General features: G+C 54.0%; 13 protein-coding genes and 2 tRNA genes. 11 read left to right on the top strand and 4 right to left on the bottom strand.

From position 1 onward, the window contains the following. Nucleotides 1-70: 70 nt before the first annotated feature. From FS690_RS17035 to FS690_RS17050, 6 genes are all read left to right on the top strand, one after another. Nucleotides 71-1,360: a DNA-directed RNA polymerase subunit alpha C-terminal domain-containing protein gene (locus FS690_RS17035; protein ID WP_145339955.1), complete on the top strand. Its 1,290-nt coding sequence runs from the start codon at nucleotides 71-73 to the stop codon at nucleotides 1,358-1,360. A gap of 425 nt (nucleotides 1,361-1,785) precedes the next feature. Beyond that, nucleotides 1,786-1,858, top strand: a tRNA-OTHER gene (locus tag FS690_RS17040). 863 nt (nucleotides 1,859-2,721) lie between these two features. Then, nucleotides 2,722-2,850 (top strand): hypothetical protein, encoded by a 129-nt coding sequence (locus FS690_RS18590; protein WP_255471511.1) that lies wholly within the window; start codon nucleotides 2,722-2,724, stop codon nucleotides 2,848-2,850. 449 nt (nucleotides 2,851-3,299) lie between these two features. Then, nucleotides 3,300-3,401: transfer RNA gene (locus FS690_RS18420), tRNA-OTHER, on the top strand. 140 nt (nucleotides 3,402-3,541) lie between these two features. Then, nucleotides 3,542-3,793 carry a hypothetical protein gene (locus tag FS690_RS17045; RefSeq protein ID WP_145339956.1) on the top strand — a complete coding sequence of 84 codons (252 nt, stop codon included), beginning with the start codon at nucleotides 3,542-3,544 and terminating at the stop codon, nucleotides 3,791-3,793. Nucleotides 3,794-3,795: 2 nt separating this feature from the next. After that, nucleotides 3,796-4,374 (top strand): MW1434 family type I TA system toxin, encoded by a 579-nt coding sequence (locus FS690_RS17050; RefSeq protein ID WP_145339957.1) that lies wholly within the window; start codon nucleotides 3,796-3,798, stop codon nucleotides 4,372-4,374. A gap of 300 nt (nucleotides 4,375-4,674) precedes the next feature. Here FS690_RS17050 and FS690_RS17055 read toward each other — a convergent pair whose 3' ends face one another. Together FS690_RS17055 and FS690_RS17060 are read right to left on the bottom strand one after the other, a co-directional pair. Then, nucleotides 4,675-5,868 carry an MFS transporter gene (locus FS690_RS17055; protein WP_145339958.1) on the bottom strand — a complete coding sequence of 398 codons (1,194 nt, stop codon included), beginning with the start codon at nucleotides 5,866-5,868 and terminating at the stop codon, nucleotides 4,675-4,677. 177 nt (nucleotides 5,869-6,045) lie between these two features. Continuing rightward, nucleotides 6,046-7,182, bottom strand: a complete 1,137-nt coding sequence (locus tag FS690_RS17060; RefSeq protein ID WP_145339959.1) for an alpha/beta hydrolase — start codon at nucleotides 7,180-7,182, stop codon at nucleotides 6,046-6,048. A 173-nt stretch (nucleotides 7,183-7,355) separates the two neighbouring features. On the opposite strand from FS690_RS17060, the gene FS690_RS17065 reads away from it, so the two are divergent. The 3 genes from FS690_RS17065 to FS690_RS17070 all read left to right on the top strand — a co-directional run bounded on the left by FS690_RS17065 (nucleotide 7,356) and on the right by FS690_RS17070 (nucleotide 9,288). Next, entirely contained in the window at nucleotides 7,356-8,240 is an 885-nt protein-coding gene (locus tag FS690_RS17065; protein WP_139569973.1) for a LysR family transcriptional regulator, read from the top strand. A 165-nt stretch (nucleotides 8,241-8,405) separates the two neighbouring features. Next, the gene (locus FS690_RS18425) at nucleotides 8,406-8,564 is read left to right on the top strand and encodes a hypothetical protein (protein WP_186369001.1); all 159 of its coding nucleotides are present in this window, start codon (nucleotides 8,406-8,408) and stop codon (nucleotides 8,562-8,564) included. A 316-nt stretch (nucleotides 8,565-8,880) separates the two neighbouring features. Continuing rightward, a complete protein-coding gene (locus FS690_RS17070; protein ID WP_145339960.1) occupies nucleotides 8,881-9,288 on the top strand; it encodes a late promoter activating protein in 408 nt (135 codons plus the stop codon). Between the two features lie 20 nt (nucleotides 9,289-9,308). Here FS690_RS17070 and FS690_RS17075 read toward each other — a convergent pair whose 3' ends face one another. Both FS690_RS17075 and parM read right to left on the bottom strand, forming a co-directional pair. Then, complete coding sequence (locus FS690_RS17075) at nucleotides 9,309-9,896, bottom strand: hypothetical protein (RefSeq protein WP_145339961.1); 588 nt, start codon at nucleotides 9,894-9,896, stop codon at nucleotides 9,309-9,311. 2 nt (nucleotides 9,897-9,898) lie between these two features. Further along, nucleotides 9,899-11,026 carry a ParM/StbA family protein gene (gene parM, locus FS690_RS17080; protein ID WP_145339962.1) on the bottom strand — a complete coding sequence of 376 codons (1,128 nt, stop codon included), beginning with the start codon at nucleotides 11,024-11,026 and terminating at the stop codon, nucleotides 9,899-9,901. Nucleotides 11,027-11,211: 185 nt separating this feature from the next. On the opposite strand from parM, the gene FS690_RS17085 reads away from it, so the two are divergent. Both FS690_RS17085 and FS690_RS17090 read left to right on the top strand, forming a co-directional pair. Then, nucleotides 11,212-12,537, top strand: a complete 1,326-nt coding sequence (locus FS690_RS17085) for a hypothetical protein (RefSeq protein WP_145339963.1) — start codon at nucleotides 11,212-11,214, stop codon at nucleotides 12,535-12,537. Next, nucleotides 12,534-14,045, top strand: coding sequence for a terminase (locus tag FS690_RS17090; protein WP_145339964.1), 1,512 nt, complete (start codon nucleotides 12,534-12,536; stop codon nucleotides 14,043-14,045). Before FS690_RS17085 ends, FS690_RS17090 begins: the two co-directional genes overlap by 4 nt. The last annotated feature ends 14 nt before the right edge of the window (nucleotides 14,046-14,059 follow it).

A 14,059-nucleotide genomic window follows, 5' to 3' on the forward strand; every position in this document is an offset into this window, starting at 1 on the left:
ACATTTTATAGACAGTGGTTAATTTCACGTTAGAATCAGCCGCAAATTTACAGCGGATCTGAAACCAACCATGACTTCTCAAAATGTGCTCAAGCAGCTGCAGCAACTCCCTGAATGCCCCGTTGACGATGAAGTACTGCACCAGACGTTTGTAACGGCCTATGGCCAGCTGAGTTCTATGCGCAAGCGCCTGAAACTCGACGATCTAGAAAAGCGCCTGCTGGACAACTGCCTGTCTGCGCTGGAGCAGGTGCAGATTGATATCAACCTGCGCCTTAACCACGAAGCTGATACCTATAACGTGCTGGCAGATGCGCTGGAGCACGTACAGCAGGAGCTGGACGGCCATTCCGTGCTGGCCGCAGAGATAGCTCAGATTCGCCTTGAGGCGAAGAACGCCGCTGATGAAGCCATTCAGGAAGCCCGTATTCGTGAAGGTGAGGCCGAAAATCGCGCTATCAATGCTGAAAACGCCCGTGATCGCAACTCAGATGCGCTGGTTACCGCGCAGCTGGCGCTGACCACTCTGAATCAGGAATTTGCGCACTACCGCCGCAAGAATCCTGAACGCCTGGCGGCAGATCTGCAGGAGCGCGACAAAACCATATCTCAGCACCGCGCCGACCGCAAAAAGCAAAGCGCACTGATACAGGAACTGCAGCAGAAGCTGAATATTGCAGATAAAGAAGTGGGTAAAGAACGTCGCCTGCGCGGTGAGACGGCCAACGATCTCATTAAACTCACTGCCTCGCACAATCATTTGAAAGAGCGCGTGGAGTTTCACGACGGGCAGGAGGATGTGGCGCAATTCCTGCTACAGCTGCCGGACGGCAGCGGTGACGTGGGCTGCTATATCTATAACTTCCACTTCGGGCTTAGCGTGTTTCACGGCATCCGTGACGTCTCCATTGAGACGGCAAATTTCCACTATCAGATCCGCACGGCGATGATGCTGGCAATGGATGTAGTGCCGGGTATATGGGGTAATCCGGTATTCCGCATCCTGCCTGATTTACTCCCTATGTGGGACACGGCCATCAACGATGAACTGCATGAGCGCATCATGACCCGCCTGGCGCTGGACTTCCCGCGACTCCACAAGCGCATCACTGACGGTAAGGCCGCGCCGGTCTCCGAGCTGGCTATCCCTGCGCGTGCGCTTAACGCGCTGGTTAAAGCCGGTTATGACACGGTGGCAGCGGTGGGCGGTGAGCTGCCGCCGGAGCTGGTGAAGATTAAAGGGCTGAGCGAGGCCACGGTAGACGAGATCCGCGCTGCTGTTAACAGCTGGTGCATTGCCTGGTCAAAAACCAATGGCGATATTGAAAACCTCAAAAACCCAAATACCAGACGTCGTTAAGGGCCAAAAAGCAGCCTGAAATAAACACATACATTTCTAAAATACAGATCCATTTTTAATTGATTTTTTCCGTATTTTTGTGTACATTTCTTCTCGCTGTAACATCGTGTCTTTAAAAACTTAGTGCAATCAGGCTGGACGGTAACATTTTGTTTAGCCTGTCTTTTTCCCCACTCTAAAGCGCATTTTGTGAGTGCGCTTTATATTGGTTGGTAACATTTAATGCCCGATAGTTTTCGGGCTTTTTTTTCAGGTTTAACCGTGAGCGCATGATGTGTGCTCACGGCTGAATCGGAGAGAGGATTCAGCAGCGAGGCAGACGCAATGCAAATCTGGCAGGGGTGGTTCTTCCCTTTTGTTTCGCAAGCGGACAGGTTGACCAGACGCCTAAGTGTCCGCGCCGGGTATGCACCGGCACTAATTCAGCATGGGTAGCGAAGAGGCCGAACGCAGAAGTTGTTAAGTCCGCCGCCGGTTCAAATCCGGCCCCATGCACCAGTTCGTAACAGGCCGCCCCCGGTAGTCTCCAGATTTTCCGGGTGTGTTATGAGTAGGGTGAACGGCATGTAGCCCCTCCTGTCACGGCAGTGAACGCGGTTTTGGACTATCCCGCGCATAGAACGCCCCGTGAGGCTTAAACAAGTTCCCGCCTGATCCCCGTAAGGGATCGCCATTTGTGAGCGTGCTGGCATCCTCTTGCTGCCTGGCGACGGGTGTAACTACCTCTGACAGCACGCTCAAAAATGGGGGAATGCGGCTATGCGCACGCGGGGCGGAACTCAGATATATACTCTTGGTAACTGTTCAATATCCCCGTCCGTAGGTTCCGTATCGGACAGCTGGAGGCACCAGCCCCCCATGCATTACACGCCAACACCGGGCGACGCGCTGCTTACCGGCTAATTTGGCTGCTGGCAGGGCAAGGTCAGCGGCAGACCTCAAAAAAGTTCGTGACAGCCGGGAAAGACCGGCACACAACGGTGAGAGCACTGGGCGGAGACTGGTAAAGGCTCCGTTATCCGGGCAGGGAGTCAGTGCTCTTAGCCGTTGTGGTGATTGCTTTAACACACCGTAGGAGTTGTGGAGTCAATCCACGGGGCGAAAGCCCTGCCGGCGAATCGACGCCGGCGGTCAGCGATGGGCTGCGAAGGCAAAGTGGGTATCACTCCCGCCTCATTGAACAATCGCGCTAACGGAAACCGATCACAGCAACCCGTTTATGGTGATGTAGCTCAGGGGAATGAGCGTCCGGCTTTAACTCAGGAGTACGGAAGGTCGCTGGTTCAAATCCAGCCGTCACTGCCAGTTTCAGTACAGACCAGTTGGATTGGAGCCAGCATCCCTAACAGACAGGACACGATATGCCGTTTTTAGCGTTTGCTGCAGAGCATCCAGCCCTCACCATCATTTACACGCTGGTGATCATTTACGGCTTTGAAACGGTTATTAAAGCCTGTCGCAGCGACGCGAAGAAAAAGCGCCGCAAATAGCACGACACCCCAACAGGAAAGTGCATTAGCCGCTCAGTGCTCTCTCCGTTGTGGGGCATTCGCAGTTGCTGCTGCGATCGCAAGACTGGCCCCCGCTTCATCAATCGCACCGCATAGGGGTTTAAGCCGCCAGTAACCGAGTTGACCAGTCGCTTGAGAGGTTACTTGCCGGGTATGGCACCGGCCACCACTAACGCATAACAGATACGCACGCATAAGCGCTGACATGAAAATTCAGGCATGATTAGAGCAATTCAGTCAGTTAATCAGGGTTTAAGCAGTATGGACACCAGCATGTACACCAAAACAGTCAGAGCGATGCAGTTTGTCATGTTTCATCTGCTGCTGAATGCTGGACTGTTTGCCGGTCATAAATGGCTAATCGCACAGCTGGTGGCCAGCTAATACAGGCCAACAGGTAAGAGCACCGGCAGACGGGCTTTTATCGTTGTGTTGTAGCTCAGCGGCAGCAGCGTTCGCTCTTTTATTCGGCCTGCAGGGCGGTGAAAGGGACAAGCGAAAGGTCGCCGGTTCAATTCCGGCCAGCACAATGCCTACATAGCCACCCGGCCAGTCGCCGGGACAGGCCTCAGAACATCCCCGTGCGCACCCGGCGCCGGAATTAATTAGGTGAATTTTGATCACCGGCAATCGCCGGGGATTCTGCACGCCTGCACGACAGAGAGAGAGCATGAAAAAGATCGCACTGATGGGCGCATTAATGGGAAGTCTCACCTGGCTGGCGCGCCGGCCGCCAACCGTTCCCGTGCTGCAGGTCAGGTCGCTGCAGCTGCCGGACCGCCCACAGCTGACCGCCGAGGACGGAATACAGCGTCTGGCCACCAGCATGGAAGAAGCGCATCAGCACCGCGAACGTGAACGGCAGACCGCGCAGAAGCGCAGGCAGAGCTCCCACAAGCGCAAAATCAAACGGGGTTACTAAAGATGAACGATCAACAAATAAACGGAATGATTGGCATGATTGCCGGCGCTGCAGGCAACTATACCGGTGACTATATGGCGCTGCTGAACGTTCTGGAGCACCTGGGCTTTGTGGTAACGCACCAGTCACAGACCGCAACAGACTGGTCAGCCACGGTGAGCAAAGGCGCACTGACCATGACCGCCCGCGGGGAATCGCTTAATCATGCTGCCTGTCTGGCCATGCTGAAGCTGAACGATCTGATCCTGCGCAACGAGCAGCTGATAGACGAGGGCATGCTGAAATTCAGGGAAGAGGGCGCGCCGATGGCCGTCGCGCATGTGTGGCTCTCTGACGGCGCAAAAGTGGCACGTAAAGCGTGGGGAGAGGGAACACATCTGCGCCTCAACAGAGGCACCACACGGCACCCGCTAAACGGCACCGATATGTACGGCGTGCCGGCGCGATTCTTTGACCACGATCCGCAGGCGTCCGTAACGCGTATGCCTCAGTTCGTTCTGACCAATACTGAGCAGCTGACAACGGCTGACTGGACGCCCGTAACCGCCGATCTGCTGGCAAGCGACTGGAGACTGATTTAATGGAAACGCTAATACTTAAAGGGCTGGAACTGCTGGGCTGGCGTACGGATCACTGCAAAGTCACATCGGTGGCATGCCGCAATAAGTCACTGTCTACAGGTGAGAAGCAGTCAGTAATGCTGGTGGAGGGGACCGTTGTGTTTGAGCTCAGGAATCTGAGTGGTGCGAAGTGTTAGTCAGTTGCATGCGTGCAATTCTTCAGGCTTGAAAAAATGAATGGTCCGCTATGAGCGAGGAGCGGACATTCGCCCCTCTGTCGTATGTCCTTAAAGAGCGCACACCAGATATAAAAGAATTGCGTTAGTGTACCTTCCTATTTTGACGGGATGTTGCATATGTCATCACTACCGCCCCCAGTAGTAACAAACCACTTAAACCAAATGCACTTCTCCATCCCAGACTGTCGAATGCCAGACCTCCAGCCGTTGAACCAAGCGCAATCGATAGCTGGATCACCGCAACCATGAGGCCACCACCCCTCTCTGCATCTTCGGGTAACGCTCGTGCTATCCATGTCCACCATCCTGTTGGCGCAGCCGTCGCAAGTAGCCCCCACAGGCTTAATAATACGGCAACGGCCCAGATGTGGTGTCCGACCAGCAGTAACGCACCAGTAATCGCGGCCATAAGCAACGGGATCATGATTAAGGTCTTGTAAAATTTGGCGTTCAGGAATGTTGAGACGATCATTGTGCCGACAAAACCTGCTATGCCTATTGCAAGCAAAATCAGAGAAAGGTTAGAAGGTCCCACTCTGGTGACGCTCTCCAGAAAGGGGCGCACGTAGGTAAACAAAGCAAACTGTCCCATAAAGAAGAGCCCGCAGGCAAGCATTCCCGTTGGTACGATGGCAACGCTGAACAGACGAAGCACAGACCCCTGTGGTTTTTGTGTTTTATCGCTTTCCATTGAAGGCAGGCTGAACCATTGCCAGAAGAACGCAGCTATCGCAAGAGGGACGAGACATAAAAAGGCCCCACGCCAACCGACCGTTGTCCCCAGATAACTACCAAGCGGCGCAGCCACAACGGTGGCCAGCGCGTTACCGCCGTTAAAAATTGCCAGTGCGCGGGGAACCTGGTGCTGTGGCACGAGCCGAATGGCGGTTGCAGCCGACATTGACCAGAACCCTCCGATGACGACGCCAATCAGAGCCCTCCCCAGCATATAAATCGGATAGTCAGGCGCCATGGTGATAACTAACCCTGATATGGCCATTAAGACCGTTAGCCCAAGCAGAAGATATTTACGATTCAGGTCTCCGGCAATATGGGAGATAGTCAGACTGGTCAGCACTGCCAGTGCGCCAGAGACGGCAATTCCTTGCCCTGCCAACCCTTCGGTAACGTGCAAATCGCGGGCAATGAGCGTAAGCAGGCTGACTGGCATAAACTCAGAAGCGATCAGCACAAACACGCAAAGCGTCATGGCAAATACGCCGCTCCAGTATGCATGCTTTTTTTCGTATGATGGTTTTAGACTTACAGTAGACATTATTAGCATCCCTTAATATCGAACCAGCCAGATTCAGGCGCAGTCGGGTCAGAAGTTATTCAGGGAATAACGACATAATAGGTGGGTGAGAATATGGGGCGATGTGACATATTCTGCGTCACACCAGGCAGGTAAAAGCCACCCGTTTATGACAGGTGGCCTGGTAAACCTTTCGGGTTACCTTAAGTTTGCTTTGAAAAATTGCTCAAATTTGGCAAATGGGATCTTACCCGCAACGTTGTCGTACAGATCAACATGGTTTGCCCCAGGGACAATCACTAACTCTTTCTCTTTGCTGCCGATTGCCTTAAAGGCATCTTCAGCAAAATAGCGTGAATGGGCTTTTTCGCCGGTCACGATGAGTGTAGGGATAGTAACTTCATTGGCGTAACTCAGCAGCGGCATATTCATAAATGACAGCGGCATGGTTGCATTCCAGGCACCGGTTGAGTTGACCGAACGCTCATGGAAACCACGCGGCATGCGGTAATAATCAAAGAACTCTTTCAATACTGGGTTAGGATTCGCGGGCAGAGTTTCCGGCAGAATACGATCGGAAGCGGTGACGTTGCCCTTCTCATCAACATAAATGTCATGCCCGCCTGGCGCGAAAGCGCCATTTTCCGCATCCTTCCAGCGCTGCTTGTTCAGATACTGCAATACGGCACGACGATCGGCAGTGGTATAGCGGTCTTTGCCATCGCCCACGCCATGCCCCATCGCACGGCTCATGTCATACATCACGCTGGTCGCCACCGCCTTGACACGCGTGTCCATCGCGGCGTCGTTTAAGGCCATGCCGCCCCATCCGCAGATACCGAGCAGCCCGATACGGTTGCGATCCACCTCTTTTTGCAGGCCTAAGAAATCAACCGCCGCGCTGAAATCCTCGGTGTTGATATCCGGAGATGCGACGTTGCGCGGGTAGCCGCCGCTTTCGCCCGTGTATGAAGGGTCGAAAGCCAGAGTGACAAATCCCTGTTCAGCCAGCGTCTGCGCATACAGGCCGCTGGATTGCTCTTTCACCGCCCCGAAGGGGCCGCTAACAGCAATAGCTGCCAGCTTGCGATCCCCACGATCCTTCGGGATGTAGAGATCCCCGACTAAGGTGATCCCGTATCGGTTCGGAAAGGTCACCTTACGGTGATCAACTTTCGTGCTCTCAGCAAAAGTTTTATCCCATTTCTCGACCAGCGAAACGGGCGCGTTCGGATTGGCTGTATCAGCGTAACTCATATTTGTGACTCCACTTAATGATGCGCATAACAACAGGGCGGGTATCGCAGTTGTCAATTTTTGGGTGAAAGCAGTCATCAAAATCCCCTTCATAAAACGTGCCAGAAACAGGTTTCCTACGGACAACGCTGCTGTGCTTTGTTGCAATGCGCACATTATAGTTAGCAGAAATAGTACTGATTAGAGGGTGAAAAATGCTAAGATTGATAACATATTGTTCTGAATTGTGATGCGGCAGCATGGGAAGGATGATGGCGAAACGGGAAAACTATAACGATCTCTATCTGTTTATGCAGGTCGTGCGAGAAGGGAGTTTTACTGCCGCCGCGCAGAGGCTTGGCCTGGCGCAGTCAGGAATTAGTCGTGCAGTGCGCGAGCTGGAAGAACGACTGGGCGTGCAGCTTCTGGTGCGTACCACGCGCAAGTTATCGCTCACCCATGCCGGCGAGTTGCTCTATCGAACCGTCGAATCTGGATTTGACGCTTTAGATATGGGGCTTGCCACGCTGGCCCATTATCGCCATACCCCATCGGGTACGGTCCGTATTAATGCCAGTCAGCACGCCATTGATAAAGTGCTGCTGCCGAAGCTGGCGGTGTTTAAACAACGCTACCCAGATATTCGGCTGGAGCTCATCAGCGAAAGCCGGTTTGTCGATATTATTGCTGAGCGCTTCGATGCCGGTATACGTCTGGGCTCGGAAGTAGGTAGCGGTATGGTCGCTGTGCGCATTTCGCCCGATATGGAGATGGCCGTTGTCGGCACGCCCGAGCACTTTCGTCGCTACGGATTTCCGCAAACTCCCTCCGATTTAGTTATTCATCCCTGCATCGCTTACCAGTTTGGAGACGGCAGCCTGTATGCATGGGAACTCAATCAAGACGGTAAAAAGATAACCCATCAGCCTCAGGGACAATGGGCCTTTGCTGACAGCTATATGGAAGCCAAAGCAGCCCGGCTAGGCCTGGGACTGGCTTATGTTCCGGAGGAATTAGTTTCTGATGATATAGAACAGGGGGCGCTGATCAGAGTTTTGCAATGCTACAGTCAGCGCCTGGAAGGTTCATATATCTATTATCCGCACCGCAATGTGTCACCCGCTCTAAGAGCGGTTATCGATACATTGAGAATTTAAGGGATAAAGATGAGGTGGTTCGCAGGCCTGGGTAATAGTTGAAAAACAACGTCCGCTCCTGGCACATAGCGGACGTTATGTCCGCGTCTCATATTTTACCGATGCTAAGTTCATAAACTAAGCAGGGTTTACGGGGCAAAGGGTAAGTTTGATTACAGCGTGAATATGAGTAAGTCAGGCACGACGGAAGGATTACGGTTTGAGGATGAAGCCGGGGAGCCGCTGCCGGACAACCTTTACAGCCAGGTTGTCCACCGGTTAGCACGTGACACTGTAACCAACTGGTCGAACACTGTCAGTCACCTGCTGAAAAGCTACCGCTGATCTGGATGGGCTGGCCGAACCAGCCCTAAATACAGGTTTCTAAAATAGTCTTTAGGGAACGCATACCCCAAAGTAGAAAAATTCAATTTTATATGGCACTAATTTCAGATAATTCACTCCGCGCAGAACTATTTACGCTCTGCTTCACGCTCCCGTAACAGCCCTTAACCTTAACCAACCTTAAACCAGCCAGACGTAAAAAATTCATAGCACAAAGAAAATCTGAATGGGAAAACTCTAAAATGCGCGTTTTGTAATCCACGCAAAATTCACATCATTTAGAATTGCATGTATTGTTTTCGTAGCGGAGCGATACATGGTCAAAAAGGTGAGCAGTATAGAGGTGGCGGATCTGCTGGTTCGCAATCGTGATTATATGACGGTAGCAGAGGTTACCCGGCTGGTGGAAGCAAAGTACCCGCACTTATTAGTCAATCCCGGTATTATCACTAATATTCTGCGCTCTTTTGTCCGCTCTCCTTTTGCGCAATGCTGCGTACACCCTGACGCTTATCCACGTCAGTACCGCCTGGATGCGTTAAAAGGCTACACCTTCAAAGCGCGCGGACGCCCGGACATTGACTACGATTCGCTGATTGTTACCAGCGCCACGAAGCGCCGCCTCCAGTCAAAAGAAATGGAGCTACGTTCTGTATGCGTGATGGCAAGGGAACTGATGGACAGGTGTATGCGGGGAAGGATAGAAAACACCCCGCTCATGTGAACGGGGTGGAGAAGGCAGGATCAGCTTTTCGCGCCTGCCGGGTTTATCAGGCTGCGCCCTTTACCCGACTTTTTGCGCGTTGAGCCAAACACCTTCGCTTCACCTTCCGAATCTGCGTCAGGGGCAACTGATGCAGACGTTTTCTCTTCAGGATTGCTGGCTTCGGCTACCGGCTCTGCTGGTGGCACCGGGTCCGGCTCTGGCTCTGGCTCGCTTACAGTGGCCACGGGTTCCGGCTGTGATACCGGGGCTGCAGCTGGTGGCTCTGCAGCGGCTGGCGCGGCCTTTACCACTGGCGCAGGCGCAGGCTGTACGTCTGACTCCGGCAGCTCGGGTACATCTTCACACATAACGACGTTAATCAGGCTCAACAGGCGCTTCATACGGTCGCGCTGGTTCATCTTCATGAACTTTTTGCCGTCAGTCGTCTGTATCAGCTCAATAAGGGTGCTAAGCCCCATTTCATCCACTGCGTACCCGTTGCGCACTATGCGCGCCAGATAGTTACGCTTATGGCTGTGGCTTGCCAGACCATTGTATGACTTTAAAACGGCGGAACCGAAAAGCCCATCTTCTTCCAGGCCTACAATTCTTAATACCTGACTCATGATTAACCTTTATCGCTGACGCGACTGGTAATATCGCTGACGTTGCTGGCGTCTTTTACCATATCGCGCAATTCATCTTCTGCATCCATCAGTGCAATGAATACGCCGCGTGCGTTAGCCTCTTCTGGGTTCTCCGGCACCATGACCACATCATGCCAGTCCGCTGTAAAGTCGGTCAGCCCTTCCTGACGGCCAGCCAGATAGTTAGCGCCGCCACCTACCACCAGCACTGCATCAACCGCAATGGCGTTACGCAGCAGAGAGCGCACGTCGCGCCAGATTTCCGCTGCAAGCTCGCCTGCGGCCTGATTAATTACGCTGGTGACGTCGATACGCTTGGCTTTTGCTGCTTCCAGACGTGAGCCGATATAGCCCTGACGGATAATGTCGTCGATTGCACCTGGCGGGATCTCTTCTGCATTAAAAGAGCGGCCAGAGGTGACTTCAAACTCCTGCAGCAACACGCGAACGCGGTTGATCATCTTCTGAATGCCATGCTCAAAGCTGGCCTTTTTGATTGGAACCAGTTCTTCATCCACGATAGCGATATCACAGGTGAAGCGGCCAATATCCACTACCAGAATGGTCTGCGCTTCTTCTTCCAGCTCCGGGAACTCAGATTGAGCCGCCAGAATAGCCGGGATTGCTTCCGGGAATACCTGTACGTGCTTAATGCGCGCCGGCTGTACGTCGTCGCTGTAGTTGCGCACAGGCTTTTTGAGGCTGGCAACTTTCTTATCAATGCGCGCCTGATTGATCACGCCGTTGCCGCTGTAGTACTGCCCGATAGGCAGCGTCTCACCAAGAATAACGTCGCAGTCCACGATACCCGCGCGTTTCAGGCATTCATGCACCAGCACGCGGTGAGGCGCGGAGATCTGATAGTCCGGGTCGCAGGTGTCGTAGAGGTCGGTAAAGCCCTTTTTAACGACGGTGTATGCGGTCTCTTTGCCAAAGTCGCCTTCTGTCAGCCAGATAGAGGAGGCGTTGCTGGAAATAGACTGCTGGTGGCCTACTTCAACGAGGGATGGCGTGATACGAGAGACCCACTGACCTTTTTCCTCATAGGCAATAGTCACGTTTCCGGAACCAGCATCCACTGCTACTAAAACTGCTTTCTTGTTAGACATTTATTTACCCAATGGTTAATTTCGCACTTCGATTGAGACATAAAAATAACACAGTTTTTTATAAAAGTGTCTCTGCATCTGACAAATTCAGATGCGTTTGCGCGCTTCGTGATCATTATTGTGATCACTGCAAAATACAGACTCCTTACCATCCCGGTTTATTGGCCTCATTTGAACGATAAACCATGTCCAAAGTTAACTGGGATGAACACAGAAGGGCTTTCATTGAGCAGAAGGCCGAGAGCGGGATAACCGTCAAAGAGTACTGCGAGTACCATGGCCTGCCATTCAACACGGCCCGCCGGGAGCTGAACGGTAAAGCGCTGGCCGCGATGGGTGATCAAAGTGGTGATCACAATCATGATCATTCGGGTGATCACGCTTCTGATCATCAAAATGATCACACCAGAAAAGACGACCTCACCATACGCCGGAACGGGCGCAAACTCAGGCACAGCGCGGCTTTAGAGGGGGTGCTGGAACCACGCGCTGACGCAGCGCCGCAGCCTAGCGGGAAGAAAAAGCCTAATGCTTCACATGCCAAAAAGATCATAAATGACGGTGATCAAAGTGACGGACGCCCGAAGCACACCGCAAAGCCCCGCGGCGAGGGTAAACCCTTTGAGGAAGGCCATGAAACCAAGCTGGTTGCTAACCGGCGCGCCTACCCCCGGCCGCAGGATTATGAGTCCGCGTTAGAGGTGCTGGGCGAGGGGCTGGAAGCCAGCGCCATGACGGCGTTGTTTGACTCGCTGGCGCATATGGACCTGCTTAAACGCACCACGGCGCGTGCGGTAGAGCTGTTTGAGCTTGAAGCCGAAAACATGGCCAGCGGCAAAAAGAAGGGCGATGACGACGACGGCGGCGGCGGCGGCGGCGGGCCACACCCCATCCTGAAAATGACCAAGCTGATGATCGAAGTGGGCTATCTGGTTAATGACCACGCCTCACGGGTAGCAGCGATCGCCGGCAGTACCGATAAGAACCGACGCGACAATGAAAAGCACGCGCTGACGCACAATGCCGGCGAAGTTATCAGCCGCGCATACCAGCTGCGCGAGGCGGAGGACTGGGATCTGCTGCAGACGGCAGAGTACATCGAGCGCCACGGCATCAAACTGCCTGAGTCTCTGTCCAGACGTCTCGAAAACGAGCTCAAGAACGCCGAGCCGCCGGTAGATGAAAGCGGTCAGGTCAGCGAGGCGGAGCTGGAACTGGAGGCGCAGGAGTATCGCCGGCAACAGGCCGCGTCCGCTGCCTTTGTTGAAACGCGTCGCGCAGAGGTTGCCGCGCTGGTGGACAAAGACGGGTTTGGTGACGTCCAGGCAGACGGAGAGCTGCGCGCCGGCGAAACCGCAGGCGAGGGCAATCTGAGCGGCAACTTTGACTATGAGGCTACTGCTGACCTGTACGACGACGATATCCCGCCGGAGATATCCGTTATGTCCGACGATGAATCCGTTATGACCGATACGCTATCCGTTATGAAAGACAAGGATGGCGCAGAATGAGCGGCAAAAAACGCATCAGGAGCGTCACCACCGATCCGCGCTGGCGCGACATGGTGATCCGCTATCGCTATGACTGGGCGACGGCAGTAGTCGAGCTATTTGGCCTTATCCCCACCTGGCAGCAGGAAGAGATACTTAACTCCGTACAGGAGACAGGAAGCCAGACTACGGTAACGTCCGGCCACGGTACCGGCAAATCATCCCTGACGGCTATGATGCTGCTGATTTACATGATCATGTTCCCGGATGCGCGCGTAATCATCGTGGCCAACAAAATCGGGCAGGTTAAAACGGGCGTATTCAAGTACGTCAAAACCTACTGGGCTAACGCCGCCAAACGTCACCCCTGGCTGCAGAACTACTTCACCCTGACGGACACCATGTTTTATGAGAAGTCGCGTAAGGGGATATGGGAAGTGCTCTGTAAGGGCTTCCGCCTGGGTAACGAGGAGGCGCTGGCCGGCGAGCACGCCGCGCATATCCTGCTGATCCTCGATGAAGCATCGGGTATCTCTGATAAAGCGATCGCTATCATGCGTGGTGCGCTGACAGAGACCGATAACCGCATGCTGATGATGTCGCAGCCCACGCGGCCAAGCGGCTATTTCTATGACTCGCACCATTCATTAGCCCGTAACCCTGATAACCCGGACGGGATCTGGAATGCCATTGTCCTCAATTCTGAAGAGGCGCCGCACGTTACCCTGAAATTCATCAGGGAAAAGCTGCTGGAGTATGGCGGGCGCGACTCGCTGGAGTACATGGTGAAGGTGCTGGGGCGCTTCCCGCGCAACATCAGTGGCTATCTGCTGGGGCGTGACGAGTGCGATCGCGCCGCGCGGCGCAAAGTATACCTGGAGAAAGGCTGGGGCTGGGTGGCTACCGCTGACGTCGGTAACGGGCGCGATAAGTCGATACTCAACATCTGCAGGGTGTCCGGGCATGGCGATGCGCGGCGCGTGGTGTCGTTTAAGCTGGTGGAAATGCCTGGCACGATGGACCCGATATCCTTCGGTGACTTCATCGCTAACGAGTGCACGCAGGAGCGCTATCCGGGGATCACAATTGCCGTCGATGGTGACGGCGTGGGCTCTGCCACGCTGAAGCAGCTGGAGCGCCGGGGCGTGAATGCGGTCAATATCCGCTGGGGGCAACCGCCGTTCAGTAAGAAGGTGCGCGAGCGCTTCAAGAATCAGCGCGCCTGGGCGAACATCATGGCCGCTGATGCTGTCCGGTCCGGCAGGATGCGCATAGACGCCTTTCAGCACACGGCGGAGCAGGGATCGAAGATACCGTATTACATGGATGAAATGGGGCGGATCATGATGGTGCCAAAGCCTCAGATGCGCCAGAAACTCAACATCAAGTCGCCTGACCGCTGGGACACGTACTGCTTTATCTTCCTGATTGGTTACCGTCCGGCAGAGGCAGAGATTGACGAAGGTATGGCAGACTTTGCGGAGAGCAAACTCAAAGAGCTGGAGGAGCTGGACGCGCTGCTGGCGTGACCACCAGCCAGGCA

It is taken from the genome of Pantoea sp. PSNIH1 (assembly GCF_007680655.1).
Lineage (GTDB): Bacteria > Pseudomonadota > Gammaproteobacteria > Enterobacterales > Enterobacteriaceae > Pantoea > Pantoea eucrina.